Annotated in this window: 11 protein-coding genes, 1 rRNA gene and 1 pseudogene; 5 read left to right on the top strand and 8 right to left on the bottom strand. The window is 53.6% G+C overall.

From position 1 onward, the window contains the following. Positions 1–5 precede the first annotated feature (5 nt). Positions 6–114, top strand: a 5S ribosomal RNA gene (rrf, locus tag SH528x_RS06755). Positions 115–830: 716 nt separating this feature from the next. On the opposite strand, the pseudogene SH528x_RS06750 reads toward rrf, so the two are convergent. Next, positions 831–2,197, bottom strand: a pseudogene (locus SH528x_RS06750) (IS3 family transposase); the annotation flags it as partial. Beyond that, positions 2,169–3,470 carry a hypothetical protein gene (locus SH528x_RS06745; protein ID WP_442509757.1) on the bottom strand — a complete coding sequence of 434 codons (1,302 nt, stop codon included), beginning with the start codon at positions 3,468–3,470 and terminating at the stop codon, positions 2,169–2,171. The gene SH528x_RS06745 and the pseudogene SH528x_RS06750, both read right to left, overlap by 29 nt. A gap of 286 nt (positions 3,471–3,756) precedes the next feature. On the opposite strand from SH528x_RS06745, the gene SH528x_RS06740 reads away from it, so the two are divergent. After that, complete coding sequence (locus SH528x_RS06740; RefSeq protein WP_442509756.1) at positions 3,757–4,677, top strand: hypothetical protein; 921 nt, start codon at positions 3,757–3,759, stop codon at positions 4,675–4,677. 119 nt (positions 4,678–4,796) lie between these two features. Here the strand turns inward: SH528x_RS06740 and SH528x_RS06735 are convergent, their stop codons facing one another. The 3 genes from SH528x_RS06735 to SH528x_RS06725 all read right to left on the bottom strand — a co-directional run bounded on the left by SH528x_RS06735 (position 4,797) and on the right by SH528x_RS06725 (position 7,966). Then, a complete protein-coding gene (locus tag SH528x_RS06735; protein WP_442509755.1) occupies positions 4,797–6,116 on the bottom strand; it encodes a TMEM43 family protein in 1,320 nt (439 codons plus the stop codon). Between the two features lie 354 nt (positions 6,117–6,470). Beyond that, positions 6,471–6,653 carry a hypothetical protein gene (locus SH528x_RS06730; RefSeq protein WP_442509754.1) on the bottom strand — a complete coding sequence of 61 codons (183 nt, stop codon included), beginning with the start codon at positions 6,651–6,653 and terminating at the stop codon, positions 6,471–6,473. Positions 6,654–6,748: 95 nt separating this feature from the next. After that, positions 6,749–7,966, bottom strand: a complete 1,218-nt coding sequence (locus SH528x_RS06725) for a DUF1559 family PulG-like putative transporter (RefSeq protein ID WP_442509753.1) — start codon at positions 7,964–7,966, stop codon at positions 6,749–6,751. Between the two features lie 732 nt (positions 7,967–8,698). On the opposite strand from SH528x_RS06725, the gene SH528x_RS06720 reads away from it, so the two are divergent. After that, complete coding sequence (locus tag SH528x_RS06720) at positions 8,699–9,895, top strand: SHD1 domain-containing protein (protein ID WP_442509752.1); 1,197 nt, start codon at positions 8,699–8,701, stop codon at positions 9,893–9,895. A 152-nt stretch (positions 9,896–10,047) separates the two neighbouring features. On the opposite strand, the gene SH528x_RS06715 is transcribed toward SH528x_RS06720, so the two are convergent. From SH528x_RS06715 to pdxA, 3 genes are all read right to left on the bottom strand, one after another. Further along, the gene (locus SH528x_RS06715) at positions 10,048–10,617 is read right to left on the bottom strand and encodes a hypothetical protein (protein ID WP_442509751.1); all 570 of its coding nucleotides are present in this window, start codon (positions 10,615–10,617) and stop codon (positions 10,048–10,050) included. Positions 10,618–10,840: 223 nt separating this feature from the next. Next, the gene (locus SH528x_RS06710; protein WP_442509750.1) at positions 10,841–12,532 is read right to left on the bottom strand and encodes a DUF6798 domain-containing protein; all 1,692 of its coding nucleotides are present in this window, start codon (positions 12,530–12,532) and stop codon (positions 10,841–10,843) included. 41 nt (positions 12,533–12,573) lie between these two features. Beyond that, on the bottom strand, positions 12,574–13,533 hold the full coding sequence (gene pdxA / locus SH528x_RS06705) for a 4-hydroxythreonine-4-phosphate dehydrogenase PdxA (protein ID WP_442509749.1): 960 nt from the start codon (positions 13,531–13,533) through the stop codon (positions 12,574–12,576). Between the two features lie 119 nt (positions 13,534–13,652). Between pdxA and SH528x_RS06700 the strand changes: the two genes are divergently transcribed. Together SH528x_RS06700 and SH528x_RS06695 are read left to right on the top strand one after the other, a co-directional pair. Beyond that, complete coding sequence (locus SH528x_RS06700) at positions 13,653–15,206, top strand: C25 family cysteine peptidase (RefSeq protein ID WP_442509748.1); 1,554 nt, start codon at positions 13,653–13,655, stop codon at positions 15,204–15,206. A gap of 442 nt (positions 15,207–15,648) precedes the next feature. Then, positions 15,649–16,686, top strand: a complete 1,038-nt coding sequence (locus SH528x_RS06695; protein ID WP_442509747.1) for a ferrochelatase — start codon at positions 15,649–15,651, stop codon at positions 16,684–16,686. Positions 16,687–17,059: the final 373 nt, after the last annotated feature.

Below are 17,059 nucleotides of genomic sequence, written 5' to 3'. Positions count from 1 at the left end.
GTCTTTCCGGCGACCATATCAGAAAGGTTATACCTGTTCCCATCCCGAACACAGAAGTCAAGCTTTCTGAGCCGATGATAGTGCATACCAGCGTGAAAGTAGGTATTGCCGGATTTTTAAAACTCTCTTGTAGCCTTGCTACAAGAGAGTTTTTTTATGCGCATTCAGTAACGAGAAAGGCCGTTGCCTCAGAAAGTTTCACCCTCCCGCTGGGAGGGTCGGCCGCGACAGCGGCCGGGGAGGGCTGGTGAAACCATGCTTGCACGGTCCACTCCTAACACTCCGAGCCCCACCCAGAGTCGGCTACCGCCGACACTGACCTCCCCAAAGGGGAGGTGAATTCCGTTTCGCACGCTTCTTTCTTATCACAAAACGTTGCCCTAGCGGTAAACCTAAATGCGGGACTGACGACTCCGTGCGGCAGTTTCCCGTTTTTCCAACATTGCCGAGTCTTGGGCCATTTCCACTACCGAGCTGGCTCATCCCAGGCGGCCGCAGATAGGTCGTGAATGATTTCTAGAATGCTTTCGAGTTGGGCATGCAGCGCGGAATGTGTCAACGACAGTGAGACAACTTTTTGATAGTTGTTAGGTGCTGCATCCCGCGTGCTCAGGGGCCAGCCCCCGAACCCCCGGGATTTTTTCAGGCATGACTCGGGTGTTCAAAGAGTTTGTTGCTGGTACTGTGTCGACGTCCGGTGAAACGGAAGACGGCTCTGCGGGGACGCAACCGTCCAAGGGATAACCGGATCGAGGGTGCGTCAAAGACGTTACTTCTGGAGCCCCCGGGCAATTCGCTTCGGGGGCTTCGCTTTTCAATTCATCCTTTCGTTTGGGAGCGTTGATCCAAACTGCTTTGGGAAGGCTTGCAGGTGTGGGAATGCCGTGTACGAAACGCTCGGGATTCTTCTGCCATGCCCCGTGAAGCGTTTGTTTTCTCGACTCGATCACTTTTTCGCCTTGGCCGTAGTGCAACGATGATGGGGTAAGCAGGCCGATGCCACTGTGATAGTGCTCGTCGTTGTACCAGCCAATGAATTCACGGCAGAACCCAAGTGCGTCTTCATAGCATCCAAATCGCTGGGGAAATTCAGGGCGGTACTTCATCGTTTTGAACTGGCTTTCCGAGAAAGGATTGTCGTTGGAAACATGCGGCCGACTGTGTGACTTGGTGACGCCCAGCGAACCAAGCAACTGCGCCACCGAATGCGATGTCATCGATGGCCCACGATCGCTATGGAGGATCAATTGCTCGCGCGGAACGTTTTGCTTTTCAATGGTTGTTTCGATCAGCTGCGTGGCCAGATCGGCGCTTTCACGATGTGCCAGCATCCAGCCGACCACGCAGCGGCTGTAGATATCCAGAATGACATACAGGTAATAATAGGTCCATTTCTCCGGGCCCTTGAGCTTGGTGATGTCCCACGACCAGACTTCATTGGGGCCGGTCGCAAGCAATTCAGGCTTTCTGTAGTTCGGGTGTCGGAGTTGGTTTCTGCGTTCGCAAGTGCTTTGATTCGCTTCAAGGATGCGATACATCGTCCGCACGCTGCACATGTACTCCCCTTCATCGAGCAATTTCGAGTAGACCTGCCGCGGCGACTGATCAGCGAAACGTTCGCTGTTGAGTCGATCGATCACCGCTTTTCGTTCTCCGAGTGAAAGTGCTCGAGCTGGGATCGGTCTCGGCTTAGGTTGCTGGTCGGGATCGCGGCGACGGTACAACGTCGCTCGCGAAACATTCAGTGCGCGGCATGCAGCAGCGACACCGACTCGTTTGCTGAGCCCTTCAGCCGCACTCAATCTGTCTTCTCGTGTGAGCGTGTCTGCATCATCTCCGAGACTTTTTTTTGGACGTCAATGATCAACTCCGCCTGGCGAAGTCTTTCTTTTAGGCGTTCATTTTCGCGTTTCAAAGCGGCAAGCTCTTTTGCCTTTGACGGTATTGCTGGCGGCACATCGCTACTGGGCTTATTCGATGATGACAATGATTTTTCCCGAAGTTGACGACGCCAGCGCTGAACCACTGACGAATAGAGCCCTTCACGACGTAGCAGAGCTCCAATCTCACCGGGCTCGGAGCACTGCTGAGCTTCGATCGCGATCCGACGTTTATACTCCTCTGAAAAGCGACGACGGGTCGCTTTCTCAGCCACCTCAGGATTTTTCTTAACTTTTTTGTTGGCGATTTCGGTCATGTAAACTCTCCGTGCCCTCGATTTTGAAAAACTTCAAAGTTGTCTCACTCATGTTGGCACAGAGGGGCGAGTCGGACTTGTCCTGTGTGATGGCATCTTCGCTTCGCAGACCAAAGACGGCACCGCGAGTGAAGGCATGCCCAGCGAGCGCTCGCTTGAGTTGAGTGATGGTAAGAGCACGCCCCATTCGGTCGTGGGCTCGGTCGCTAGTCGCTTGAACGAGTCCGCCGACAATGTCCATGGCGGCTCGTGAGGCAATCTCGCGGAAGTTTGACTCTGTTTGAAGGTCCATGACGTCATGCAATAATTGCTGTGCCTGCAAAACGGCGGAATGTTTTTCGCGACTCGATGTTTCAGCCGCTTCGTCAAATGGGTTTGGAGCTAAGGATTCTTGCCACGGTTCATTGGTCTCGACGGAATCAGAGAATTCTTCGGCCTCGGAATCCGCGGTGACGCCAAATCCTTCGTCGTCCATCGCTAATTCGAACGCTTCTTCGTAAGAAAGACCTTCCGCAGTGGCTTCGGCAATGCGGCGTGCCATTCTCTCGCTGCGTAAATCGTTGTGTCGCCGCAACTGATCCATCGTTTCAACCTCCTCTTCGAGCGACATTTCGCCGTAGTCGATGTCGCCCGATTTCGATTCTTCTTCAGTCGAATCATCCATACTCAGGCCCGTTCGACTAGCTGACTTTCCTTTTGCCAACATTTTTTGCTGCACCAACGTCGCCACGCGTTCGATTCTGGATGCCACGATACTTGGATCTTCGGCGGCTTCTTTACTGAGTCCATGCTCGCGTAGCCCGTCAGCCATGGACTGGATGGCCCCCGCCAAAAACTCGTTTTTGTGTTTCAGTTGATTGAAATCGCGAGTCTCGTAGTACTCGCTTTCATCCGATACATGCAAGTTACTGCAATAACCCTGCTCGAGCGCATCGAGCAAATGCACAATGGCAACGTGGCCTTGCAGAGAACCAAACTGTGTCTTGACGGAACAATAGGGCGGTTCGTCGAAAGGCGATTGCTCTGCTTCTTCGATCTGAAACAGAGGTGTCAAATGGCCTTCGGGAGAAATCAGTAAGCTGAACGTTTCCTGGCCGGGAGCCATGTCAACCAGCAGCCCGCGAACGACTCGCGTGTGATCGTGGTCAGCATAGGATCGCCAAAGGGTGGCTCGACCGCCGAGCGAGAACACCAAATCGATAACGCGGTCTTCGAGTTGCTCGACACACGACAGATCGTCGACCGTACCGCGATAGTGAATCGTTACTCCCACTGGTCATCATCCCAATCATCGAGGTCGTATGGTTCGGGTGTTATTCCGGTTTATGTCGTGGTATTGGATTTTCGTCAATCGCCAAGACGAATTGTTGATCTCCGCAAGTAATCACCGGAAGACTCAAATGTCACTCGAAATTATACCGAAGTCAAACATTCAGCCGTCTCGATGCACGTCCTCAAGAATGGATAAGTGGAATCGGCAGATGCTTTCGGATACTCTTAGTCCTTGAGCGGGGACAATTATCGCGTTCAGTTTTCAAGATCGGCTAGGAACGTATTCCATGAATAATGAGTCGTCTCAGCCTTTGCCGCCCAATGGACGGCTCATTTCTGCAGGCATGGCCGCTGCTGCTGCGATCGGTATGCTAATCAATCACTACACGATTGGATCCCAGAATGTTGGCAGGCTTATGATCCTTTGCCTGGGTCCGATTGCTTTTTTTCTTGGGCTCGGCGGAATATTTGAGCCCAAGATCGTCTGGGCGGTCGGCAAATACGGCAAGCATCTTCCCGTGATTTACAAACTGATTGGCGGAACGTTGGGAGCTTTGGGAGTTGCGGTCACGCTGCTTTTGCTTTTGTTTGTCTACCGACTCGGACCGCCCACACCGCCCCCTGCGACGAAACCTGCGACGCGGCTGACCAACCCCGCAGCGACGACTGCGAATCTGAACTTGAACCAACCTGTTTCTTCCTCGAAATCGGTACGTCGTGTGGAGCCGCAGGAGGTTATGTACTTGACCTACGCTCGCTCCAAGAAACGCTGGGAGAAAATGGATGAGACGGCCGCTCAAGGCGTTCGCCGCGAGGTCTCGGACGGAACGACGACGCTACATTATTTGGACGGGGCGCATTCACTGCTGAAAGTGCTCTGGCCCGATGTGTTGGAAGTCGGCGACCGATTCACCGTGGAACTGCAAGGAGCGAACTCCATTGAATTGGTCGATCTACAGGGTGCCGACGCGAACGCTCGCGCATCGTTGCCATCGGGCGACAAGTTTGTCGTCGTCGAGATCGCCCGCGAGAAAGACGGGATCACCTTCATTTTCGACGGCCAGTCTCAGAAGGCGTTCCACGCCAGCGGAAAGTTGCGAGGAGACGAAGCTAAAGCAGCACTGCTTGCCACCTCACTCCGGCCCGGATTCAGCGTAAAAAAAGGGAGCCAAGCAAGCTTTCGCAACGCGACAATCATTAAACATTGAGTAGGGATTGAAATGTCTATCAGATGCTTGCAGATTTTGATCCTTGGTGATAGTCGACACGTAATTCGGTGACCCTAGGTCGCTCGCTTGCTACCGCAGGGATACGCATTCAACAATTCTTACTCGACGACTTCAAACACGCCGGGAGCGAGCACTTCGGGTTTCCGTTTCGCTCGCGTCACTAAGAACGCAATGATCGCGATCGCAACGGCGATCAAGCCGATCCCTAACAGCGGTCGATAGACGATCCACGCGGTCGCAATGGTGACCAGCGAAAGACTGATCGCGACGCCCGCTGCAACAATCGTGGTTCCGAAGGCGACGATGCTGCCAAATAGTGGGATCACATCCCCCAAGACGGCAAGTGGTTTCATTCCCATCACAACGCCAAAGAACATCATGATCACGCCGACCCCACGCAGAATCCAGGTTAGATTCGCATTGTCGGCCTCGGCGCGGGCGATCATCGCTTCGGGGCTGACCACGCCCAGCGTCAGCATGTTCAGTTCGGTGCCCGCCTGAGTCGTATACGGCTCAAACGTTTCCCCAAACTGTTTCGCCATCACACTGACCTCGGTGTTCGGTGTTTTGCTGAACCAAATTCGCACGTCGCCAATCGCGGGGGCATCGCTTGCTAAGTTGTCATCCTGCGAGGCCACGTCGACCGCACCGGACTGAACATCCTCAGCCTTTTCAAACTCTGTCTTTTCAAATTGATCGTTCGGATTTGCAGCCACCGACTCGTCCACCGAAAGGCGACCATGCTTTTGATTTGCGGACCAATACAACCGGGGCGAACCGTTGGGACCATCGTTTCGCAGCACCGAGTGGTTGCGAATTTCTTCGGGCAATGCCTCTTTCGTGAACGACAAAGGCTCCGAGAGATTGATTTGGTTTACCAGCGAACGCGACAAGCGAAAACCGCCCAAGACAACGTCCTTTGCCTGGGCGACATGGTTCTGAAATGGCATTTGCGGCGGATTGTTGTGGCCGGACTCTTTAAAATCGGCTGAATCAATCAGATGGTCGGACCAAACTTTTTCGTAGCTGTAAGTTGTCGTGGTGGTAGTTCCGCCTCCAAGTTTCTTTTTTGTTTTACGATCCGCATCCTCATCCCATTGATACATTTCGACGTTTCGCTCCAGCCGAATGCCTTCGAAATTGATTGCGAATGCGTCGTCGGTCAATTGCTCCGACGAATGGGCTTCACCGCTGACATGGACGAATTGGCCTTCGTGCGAAGCGTCTGGGGCGTCCGAATCTACACGGACCACGGCTCCGGCACCTTCTTTCAAGCCTTTGGCAGTACGAACGGCGCGTCCTTCGTTCCAAAACAGCAGCGGAAAGGAAACCAAGAACAGCAATCCGCCGATGACGATTCCCTTAATCGACCCGACAATTCGACTAAACCAAGATTCGTGAGTGACTTCGGTAACCATGCAACCGCTTCCGCATCCAAGAGCGAGAAAAGTGACGAGGGGTCGCTGCCGAGTCCGGTGAACTTACCGCGAACTAGCGACCAACGATTAGCAATCATAATCGAATTAGACGCAGCAGGTGCATTAGGATTGTGTCAACGTGCCAGATGAGATTCTGAAGAGAGGGCACGTTTTGGAAGCGAAAATCCTCGAGCACTGCGATCGCGGGTTACTGCAGTGGCGAAGCGCGTCCGTTGTCAAAGCGTCCCAGCCCGACACCAACTCAGGGACAGAGCATGATTTCCTGCGAGGTGGAATCCCTGCACAATGCTCTGTCCCTCAAAAAATTTCCGAGCCCAAAAAACGGCTCGCTACTCAGTCAGAGCCATCGATCGGCGAGTCACTTCCTTCTTCGCTGGCAGATGGGTTATCCGCAATGTATTGCTCGAGTTCATCGAGCTCGGCAACCTCGGTCGGTGCCCCGGTATCAGCACCACAACCAGCATTAACAACCATCGCAAACGCAAAGAGCGATAATAGAATCCAAGATTTTGACATACTAAAAAATTTCCTAAAACGGGTGGGAGTTTACGAACGCTCCTTCCCAAGCACTCGCCTGGAAAGGAGGAAACATTGTCGAAACAGGGAGCAACTTAGAACTCCGCGTCGATTGTCTCTTTACTAGCGCGGGTTCCGAGACTTCCCCACAAACCAAATGGACTCTTCGATCCGGCGGGCAGACGATTGCCCTCATTGCTGACATGGGCACTCGCTTGATCGCCAGCCTCAATCGAATCGGTGATGAACTTGATGGCGCCATCGCCCATCAAAACATGCACTCCTCCCTGGTGACGACTGCTCGGCGGATAGATTCCGTCATTGAAATTATTGCTGTCGGCACAGAGATACGAATTTGGAGTTTTGATAGTATTCAACATTCCCCAAATGCCGCGACTCATCGACCATTCGTATCCACGCGCTTGTTCGGCTCGTGGAATACCGCCCGCGGTTTCAAAGCCGGCGGATGGAAGAGTTTTCCAGAAGCCAGGACGTTCCGGGTCAACCTTACTATCGCATCGGGTGTTACCATTAGCGAGCGAGACGCTGCCCCCGGTCTGTTGGTTGCCGCGGGTTCGAACATCGCTGTCGCCTAAGTCGGTCGCAACTTCGCCCGCACAAATAGTGTTCGAGAGTCCGTCAAGAACGTCACGGAATCTCATTTTTTTGCGATGCTCGAAAAAGCCTCGGCAAGCGGCTCGTGCTCTGTTGGGATTGTTGGCACCACCACGGTCGTTTTTGCCACCATTGATATGGCGGGCCGAATCGCCAAGACATGCGAGATAGTTGCTACGACCTTTCGCTGGCAAACCAACACCAGGATCGCTAGGGCATCGCAGCCCAGGGACCTCTGTCATCCAAGGGGCATAGTAAGAAGCATTGAAATTTGCGATATCCATTCGCGGGTTTGGTCCCATCGGAGGCCATAGTGCACCCGTTTTCGGATCTTTCAACGGATTGGAAATCTGCTCCCAAAGTGCTTGTTGCTCCATGAATGGAGTCAATCCAACGAGCCAACTGAGTTCCAGAAAGTTGGATGCTCTGGGAACGTTTGCCGCACTGCCACCGGTACGATGTCCACCGCCTGCGACGGTGGTCCCACCACCGTGAATGGGCAATTGTTTGTAAGCGGAATGATAGTTGTGAACAGCCAAACCAATTTGTTTGAAATTGTTACTGCAACTCATGCGGCGGGCAGCTTCACGAGCGGCTTGGACCGCCGGCAGCAGAAGCCCGACTAGAACCCCAATAATTGCGATTACCACTAATAGCTCCACGAGCGTGAAGCCTTTTCTTCGAGAGTTGATGCACATAAGCATCTCCTTTTAGAAAAAAGTTTGTTCCTGTGAGCGGAACGCGAAAAGATTCGCTTTGACAGAAAACGCCAAAACACAAGGCAAGTCAGAAATCAGCATGTCCTCCGTGAAGCCACACATTTGCTACCGCCGAAACCGCCAATAAGCATCTATGGTTCTCGATGGCAACACTCGCAATCCAATCGCAAGGTAAATCCAAACGCCAAAAACTGACTTGTCCGGCTAACGTTAGCCCCAAGAGAAGCGGGGAACCTTCACGTTTGTGACAAGACCAGCACAAAAGTGCCAAAGGCTTCGTTTTTTTGTAAATATTGCGAATCGGCGATTTACCACGAGGGCTTTCGCGTTCGCGACTGCGTTGACGTGCTCTTTGAAAACTCAGAGACGGAGCATGTTTTGTTGCAGGCGAAAATCCTCGGCCAAGTCGTCTTCACGCCATTGCGTCGGAGCACGCGTGAAATGAAGGGATCTCTTCGTTCAATCTGACTGTGAGCGGACGGTAGCTTGAGATGAACGAAGTGGCACACGACCATCGGAAAAACACACTCTTTGCGAGCGGAAAGTCGATCGACTTATCCGCAAAGCTACATGATTTTTAAAAAAAGGGTGGCCGTTTTGCTGCACCTCCTCCGGCGACGTGGGTAAAATGCTTGGCTATCAATCCATTCGTAAAATACAGCGTCCATCTGGTATGACCGACGCGCTCTCCAATTTTTTTCAGGAATACTGATGTTGCTGTTGTCCAATCAAAGTCGCTTCGTTGTGATGGCTATTGTCATCGCCATATCGATTTCGTTTGTTGGTGTTGTCGATGCACAAGAAGCATCCCGGACTTGGACATCATCCGATGGAAAGAAAATCGAAGCCACGCTCAAAGATGTGAACGGCGACAAAATCACTCTTGTTCGTGCGGATGGCAAAGCGTTTACGATCCCGCTGGCTCGACTGAGTGATGCGGATCAGGCCTATGCCAAGCAAGCCACTTCGCCAGCGCCCGCCGAATCAGCAATCGAGCCCGCTGCCGCTGCTGCGGCGGAATCCGCAGCGATGCCTGCCGCCGAGCCGATGACGCCCGAGCGATATCAACAGTTGCTGTTGGATTTGGCTGACCCCGCGTTGATCGGTGTCAATCTCGTCAACGATTCCGTTGTCCAATTGGCCCCCTTTGTTCAGATCGACATGGCTGCCGAAGCAGAAAATTTCATTTGGCGGAAGGCGGCAGTGCAGCCACCCTTGTTCGTCGCGGACGGAGTGGATGGGCACATGGGTGAGCGTCTGGTGTTCAAGGTTCTTCCCAAACTGCCGGCCGAGACTTCCAACAAAGTGGAGTTCAACGCGCTGGTGCAGCTACTACAGGAAGCCAAATTTGAAAACCTCAAGGCGACACCGATCGAGTCGTTAAATGACGGCGGTTCGCAGTACCAATTTCATGTAAGCGGCAAATCACCCGAGGGGGCGGAACAGTACTTTTACACCTATATCGTTTATCTGGCCGATCGCATCTTTGTTTTCCAATCCAGTGCTTCGACTGACGAACGTTCAACGGAGATTATCAGGATTGCACCTACCGCACAGTTACTGGTGGCACCTCCCAGCGGCAACGTACCTGATGCGATTCGTCAGGAACTCGAGCAAGTGATTGCAAACATGCAAGCCAGCCTAGAGGGAGACGAATCGGGGGAGTCTACGTTGCAGTTGCTGATGTCGGATGAATTCATCACACAGATGAAGGGTGATTCCAATCAATGGGAACAGATGATCGCCGCATACGAATCGAAAATCAAACCCAAGCTGACTGCAGGACTCGCAAAGATTGATTTCAGCAAAGCCATTTATGACGAAACGAAGTCGCAAGTAACGTTTCCCATCGACCGGCCTCCATTGGTATTCGCAAAAGTAGCTGGTCGCTGGTCGATCCAAAATTAGACGGATTCGGGGGGGCGTAAACCGAAAGATAAGAAAGCGTTCCCCAATCGCCGAAACGAGCTTTCGGGGCGTCGAAAAGAATCAGCCGCGATAGTGCACAAAAAACGCAAAAGGCCCTCGTTGAGTGCATCGCATTGATGTTGATGTTCCGGCTATTTGTCCGTCTTCGAGTCGAGTTTGCTGAGCGAATGCTGGATTGCCCCTCGCAGTTTCTTTGACGCGTTGATCGTGAAACGATAGGTGTCCACTTTGTCTTTGGTCTTGTTTTCCAATTGAAGGAATCGCCCTTCTTTTTCCGCCGCGAATGTTAACGCCCAGTCCGCTCCCTTGAGCGAAGTGTTAATTGGCAATCGTTCTTGCTTGTCCGTAGGTGGCGTCGTCATCTTGTTCGCCAATGCTTTCACGAACGCTTCGGTTTGATTCTTGTCCAGCATCAGCATCCCGCCAGCCGCAGGCACCGTCTCACCCGGTTTCAGCGGTACCATCAACGAGATTTGTACGGCCGGATCCATGCCTGCGTAATTCGTGGCGTTCACATAGGTGTAGCCGGTCTGCGACGATCCCGTATGAACGAAAGGAGAGGGATCGCCAATCCACGATCGATCGCCGATCACGACGGACTGAAGATTGGGATCAAAAGTATCGTCATTGGGATCCCAGTCATCCGCAAATAAGGGGGCTGAGATCATGCAAAGCAGCAAAAAGCCGATCATCCGATTCACTGGGTCGTTCCTCATTAAGCCATTGTCCAAACAAAATTTCAAAATTTCCTGTGCGATATCGCGATATCGGCCCCGTTAGTTTAGTCGCTCTATCGCGAGAAGAAATCCATTTCCTCGCTAAGTCGACTTCTATCTAAAAACAGGGCGTTCACAGAGTACGAAACGATATACGAAACGCCGTCATCCTCTTTTAATCGCACGCCATGTGTCGAGACGGCCGGTATCAAGGCATCGCGTAGGGTAATTCGTACACCGCGTAGGTTTTGTTCTCGTTTTCGGAGAGCGGATAGATGCGGACCAACGGCATGTTTTCGCCCGTGATCCGTCGATCGACGACGATGTAATTCACGCCATACTTTTCGCGGTACTCGATTAATGATTGATAGTGAATCGTGACCCGAATCGTGCTGAGCCGGACAGGATAGATTTCACGGAAACGCTTGTACCACTGGTCCAAGCTTTTTGAATCCTGAGGCACGTCTTTCCAGTTCACCACCTCCGCTCGCTCGGCATACCATTTGAAACTTTGCTGATGACGCGGCGTCAAGAATACTTCATCAACATCGGTCGCCAAACGAACCCAATCACATACTTTTAACCAATCCTCAAACACCCGTTGTTGTTTCGCGGGCGATGCGTCGACGTCCCAGCCCAGCATGGCATTGCTTGTCGATGGCGGTACACCTAGTCGCATGCGGTCGAAACTGCTGATCCCTACCAGAACCACGCAAACCGCCAGTCCCACAAAACCCGATACCAATATTGGTTTCGCCTGACGACGCTGCGCAACACAACGCATCAGCAATAAGGCGAACCAAAGGGCGACAACGGCATCGGACAGCCGAAACCAGTAGTACCGCAACAGTTTTGCCGCCAGATCGGGCGAGTAAGTTTTCAAGCTTCCCAGAATCAAACCAATCACGGCAATCACGATCGCTCCGATTGCAAACGCACGAATTCGATTCCATTGCTCACGCTCACTTTGATGACGCGTGAGCCAGGCAAGCCCGACTGCGGAGCCAAGCAATACTGCATGCCGAACATACCAGTGGAACTGAAAGTTTGACGGCAACAAATGATGCGGCAATCGATAATAAGTGTAGATCCGCGCTGCTCGCACCGAGTCTGTCGCCTCGCCCCCCATCGTCAACCACAACGCTGGCAATACACCGATCAACGCGATTGCTCCGCCGAGAAATAACGCAGGAGTGAAAAACGGTTTGCGGTCGTCTCGCGGTCGTTCGCAAATCAGCCACGCGATCGCTACCGCGACGACCGACCAACCGCCCGAGAGCACATGAAAAGCCGAGGCGATTCCGAGTAAAATCCAAACATGATTCCATCGCCGATGGACCAGTTCGGCGAGTGCCATCAAGACAAATCCGTACGCGGGTACCTTGGCTTCGATGCCGCCAATCACCCATTCGCCTGCGAGATTCCCATACTCGACCGCGGCGATCCAAGCGACCGCGACACCAAGCGTGGCAAACCGCATCGGAACGAGTGCACTGGTCAATCGATAAAGCCCGATGGCGATCAAGGTCCAACCGACAAACCGGCCGATCCAAGCGGTAGCCTCAAGCGACAGGAATAACGTTGGCCACCCAAACACAAAATAGAATGTCGAGTGTGCCTTGCCCGACGAAGTGAACAAGTCGTTGGCACACCAATCGGGCTGCCAGAAATTCTTTGCCTTCACCAAATAGTGAGCTTCGTTTACCATCGGCGGCGCGTCGGCGGCGTAGATAAAGAACAACGCGACCACCGCGATCACTTCCAATGCTGCCCACCCGATCGACCGCTGGCCCTTGACCGGTAGCTGGTTTTCACTCGGTTGTTCCGCAGCCGAAGTCTCCTGAATCGCCGACTCGTCATCGTCTGGCATTAAATCCGCTACCTCAAAATCAGGTGACACAAAAACAGAATCCTTCACGTTCTTCAAGCGGCTTCAAACTTCTAGCCGCTACAAAGATCGACGGCCATGCGGATCGCCGACATCATACTGGCGTGATTCGCGACTCCTTTCCAGGCCAAGTTCATTGCGGTGCCGTGGTCGACACTGGTTCGCACGATGGGAAGCCCCAGCGTGACATTGACTGCATCGTCAAACGCAAGTGCTTTTAGTGGTATCAAACCTTGATCGTGATACATACAAACGTAGACGTTGATATTACTTCGCATCGCCGGCGTGAACGCGGTATCGGGCGGCAAGGGGCCGATCACATCATGACCTTCCCGCCGAGCTTGCTGGATGGCCGGTTCAATAATCCGCGATTCTTCGCCATGGCTGAATAATCCATTCTCGCCTGCGTGCGGATTCAATCCACATACCGCAATCCGCGGCGGACGCTTCAATCGCCGCTGGAGTGCGTCGGCTCCCATCCGGATCGCTTGCAATATGCCCTCACTGGTCAGCGTCGTGGGCACGTCGGCCAACGGGATATGGATCGTGGCCAGCACACACGAGATCGCTTCGCTGGTCAACATCATCGAGAAATCATGGGTCCCGGTTCGCGACGCCAGCAACTCGGTATGCCCAGGAAACTCGATTCCGGCGTCGTGCCAAGCTTCCTTTTGGATCGGCCCGGTCACGATCGCGGCGGTTTGCTGATTCAGCGTCGAATCGATCGCCGCGCACACCGCTGCAAACGACGCTCGGCCAGTGTCGGCACTAAATTGCCCTGGGGTGAGAGCGTCGACGTTGGCAAGCGGCAGGTCCACCACTGCGGGGATCGGCAAACCGAGATGGCTCGCCACTCGATTCAGCACCGCCTCGGGGCCATAAAGAATGGGGATGCAAAATTCGGTAATTTCTGCCGAGTAGGCACATTTCAAGGCAATTTCGGGCCCAATTCCGGCAGCATCACCGACAGTTATGGCGATTTTGGGGAGGAGTGTCGGTGAGTCGTCGGACATTGATCTAGCGTAAAAAACTTGGATTCGTTGAGATAAGAGAGACTGTCGCACTTTACAATTGAGCCGTACGACTAGAAACGCAGCTTAGCTGATTTCTATCCCTTTCTAAAATGACCGGTATGTTCTTTCGAAAAACCTTTTTTTCGCTTTCTGCGTTGCTGCTGGTCATAGGAAGTGGCGTGGCGGATCGTGGTTCTGCGGCGGCGGCTGATATTTTGGCGGTTTGTCCCCCCGCCTATCGAGCCGAACTGCAGCACTGGATCGATCATCGCCAACGCGACGGATTAAGTGTATCGATTATTGATAACAATCCCGATGCCAAATTGCTGCAGGCGGCAATCCAGGCATCGGCGGAACCCGGCACCCGTTATGTGGTATTGGTGGGCGATGCTCCGTCGATTGGAACGACCTGCAATCCACTGCGTGAAATTCCAACCACCTATTTTGCGACGACCGTGACCGCCAAATTTGGTTCCACCCCCACTTTGTCGAGCGATATGCCATTCGGCGATTTTGATGGCGACGGAATTCCCGATGCCGTCGTGGGTAGGTTTCCCGTCAAAGCAGAAACGCAATTGCAATCGCTGGTCGAGCGGATTATCCGCTACGAACAAAATGCGGACTTTGGTTCTTGGCGAGGCAATGTGCAACTGGTCGGTGGTATCGGCGGCTTCGGCGGCATGATCGACACGGCCATTGAATCCGTGACACGCACGATTGTCACCGGAGTTCTGCCTGCAGAAACCCGCACCACGGTTGCCTACGCCAGTCCCAATCACCGTTTCTTTCCCAAAACCAAATCGTTTACCGAAGCGGTGATCGAAAATTACAACCGCGGAGCTCGGTTTTGGGTGTATGCCGGTCACGGCCAAGTCACTCATTTAGACCGAGTCCCGGCGAATGCTCAAGGTCAACCGGTGCTCGATTGCGACAGCATCGGACAACTGAACTGTGTCGGAGCGTGTTCGCCAATCGCATTACTACTGGCTTGTTACACCGGAGCGATTGACGCACCCCAGGATTGTTTTGCCGAGCGAATGCTGCTGGCCGATGGAGGCCCAATCGCTGTGATCGCTGGCACGCGAGTGACGATGCCCTACGGTAACGCGACCGCCGCCATCGGATTGATCGATGGCGTCTACCATCAGAAGGAAGCTCGACTGGGCGATGCGTGGCTGAACACGCTGGTCGACATGCAGCGGGATTCAACGACCGACCGATCGACCACACGAATGATGATCGACTCGCTCGCCGCCATGATTAGCCCGGCAGGAACCAACTTGGTCGATGAACGCCGCGAACATGTCCGGCTGTACAATTTGCTGGGCGATCCGACGTTACGTTTGCATCCTCCCGAATCGGTCGATATTCAAGTCAAAGCGGGCTACAACTCTGGTGAAACGATCACGATCGAGTCGACCTGTTCGATTGACGGCGAATTGACGATGACGCTGGACCGACCGCTGGGATCGTCCTCCGGTGACGATGATCCGAACGAAACCTCGATTGCCTCGATCACGCAACCAGTCACTGCGAACCAAACCCATCAATGCGTGTTTGTGCTGCCAACCGACGTCAGCGGTCCGTTGACCATCCGTTGTCTGGTCGCGGGCGAGCAGACTTGGGCAACCTCGTCGGCATCCACCATCGTTCGCCAGCCCGCAAAACGATAGCCGCTTGCCGCGCCGCTATGGTTTGCAGAGGGAGAATTGTGATTCATCTCCCTTTGGGGAGGTCAGAGTCGGCGGCAGCCGGCTCTGGGTGGGGACGCAGTGTTAGCGGAGGATGCTGCAAGAAAGAGGTTGCCACCCTCCCTGGAAAACTCGCTGAAAGCTCGTTCTCCGATCCTCCTAACGGAGACTGCTGATTTGGTACGACATCACCGCTCTTACTTTAGCCGCTTGGGCGCTAGCCCAGGTTCAGTGGTGACGAAACCGTGGCTAGCGTCAAAACGGCTAACTAAATCAGCAGTCTGTAACGCAAGCGGGGAGGGTGAATATAGGATCTGCTACATTATCGACACATCATCGCCGATCTTCTAAAGTTCACGGCGGTTGATCGCTTGGTTCGTTTGATTGCTTTGGTTCACTGCCCTTATCGAAGACTCGCTGCTGTATGTCTGACACACCGCCACCGTACGACTCATTCTTGCTCGTCTCCTTTGGTGGCCCCGAAGGTCCCGACGACGTCATCCCATTTTTAGAGAATGTTTTACGAGGCAAAAATGTGCCGCGTGAACGGATGATGGAAGTTGTCGAGCACTACCAACATTTCGGTGGCGTCAGCCCCATCAATGAGCAAAATCGTCAGTTGCTCGCGGCGATCAAGACCGAATTCAAGGAGAGCGGAATCGAGCTGCCGGTCTATTGGGGCAATCGCAATTGGGCCCCGTATTTCGAAGACACCTTGCGACAGATGCGAGACGATGGCTGCAAACGTTCGCTCGCATTTTTCACCAGCATGTTTAGTTCCTACAGCGGTTGTCGCCAATATCGCGAAAACATCATCGCGGCTCAGGCAGCGGTGGGCGATGGTGCACCAGCGGTGGAAAAAGTGCGAATGGGATTCAACCATCCGTATTTCATCGAAACGTTGGCTGAGAATCTAAGTGCAGCCGCCAAATCAATCGATGCCGACGTGGCGACGACTCAAGTGTTGTTCACGGCTCATAGTATTCCGTATTCGATGTCGGATCATTGCGACTATGAACGGCAACTCAAGGAGGCATGTCGTTTGGTTGCCGACATGGCTGGCGCCGACCAATGGAAATTGGTCTACCAAAGCCGCAGTGGTCCACCGCAACAACCGTGGCTCGAACCCGACGTGTGTGATGCGATCACAGAACTCGACGAGTCGTCGCCGCTAGGATCGTTGATCGTCTTGCCGATCGGATTTGTCAGCGATCACATGGAGGTGCTGTTTGATTTGGACGAAGAAGCCGCGGATCTTTGCAAGTCGCGTGGCATCAAGATGGCGCGAGCTGCGACCGCAGGCGTGTCGCCTAAATTCGTCAGCATGATTCGCGAGCTCGTGCAAGAACGGTTGTCCGGCGACGCGATGCCTCGAGCACTCGGCGACCTGGGGCCTTGGCACGATGTCTGTCCCGCCGATTGTTGTCTGTACACACCCCAAGGCCGTCCCCCCAAATCGTAACGTAGCATAGGCTTCTAGCCTGTGAGGCAGAAATGATAGCGCGGTCGCCCCCTTCACCCGACTTCGGAGACTCCTGCTTTAGTACGACATCACCGCTCTTATGTTAGCCGCTTGGGCGCTAGCCCCGGTTGGCTGGTGACGAAACCGTGGCTAGCGCCAAAGCGCAACGCTGTGAAGCATTTAGAGAGGGTAAATTACGGCATTTGCGTTCCGTAGCTACGCTCGCCAGAGCGTGGATGGTTGCCGGCCAATACGAATCACCACCTTCTGGCGAAGGTAGCTACGAGAAAATGCTTCACAGCGTTCGCCCAAGCGGCTAACTAAATCAGCAGTCTCCTTCGTCGGTGGAGAGGTAACGATGGGTAAACGAAAG

The sequence above is a fragment of the Novipirellula methanifontis genome (assembly GCF_052161655.1).
In the GTDB taxonomy this organism is placed as follows: Bacteria; Planctomycetota; Planctomycetia; order Pirellulales; family Pirellulaceae; genus Novipirellula.
The sequence above is the reverse complement of the archived record's forward strand: the minus strand, read 5'-3'. Positions and strand labels throughout refer to the sequence as shown.

Bases quoted from the DNA above. Each gene is read 5' to 3' on its own strand.
- SH528x_RS06740 (WP_442509756.1), top strand. From the start codon at position 3,757: ATGAATAATGAGTCGTCTCAGCCTTTGCCGCCCAATGGACGGCTCATT.
- SH528x_RS06735 (WP_442509755.1), bottom strand. From the start codon at position 6,116: ATGGTTACCGAAGTCACTCACGAATCTTGGTTTAGTCGAATTGTCGGG.
- SH528x_RS06730 (WP_442509754.1), bottom strand. From the start codon at position 6,653: ATGTCAAAATCTTGGATTCTATTATCGCTCTTTGCGTTTGCGATGGTT.
- SH528x_RS06725 (WP_442509753.1), bottom strand. From the start codon at position 7,966: ATGTGCATCAACTCTCGAAGAAAAGGCTTCACGCTCGTGGAGCTATTA.
- SH528x_RS06720 (WP_442509752.1), top strand. From the start codon at position 8,699: ATGTTGCTGTTGTCCAATCAAAGTCGCTTCGTTGTGATGGCTATTGTC.
- pdxA (WP_442509749.1), bottom strand. From the start codon at position 13,533: ATGTCCGACGACTCACCGACACTCCTCCCCAAAATCGCCATAACTGTC.
- SH528x_RS06700 (WP_442509748.1), top strand. From the start codon at position 13,653: ATGTTCTTTCGAAAAACCTTTTTTTCGCTTTCTGCGTTGCTGCTGGTC.
- SH528x_RS06695 (WP_442509747.1), top strand. From the start codon at position 15,649: ATGTCTGACACACCGCCACCGTACGACTCATTCTTGCTCGTCTCCTTT.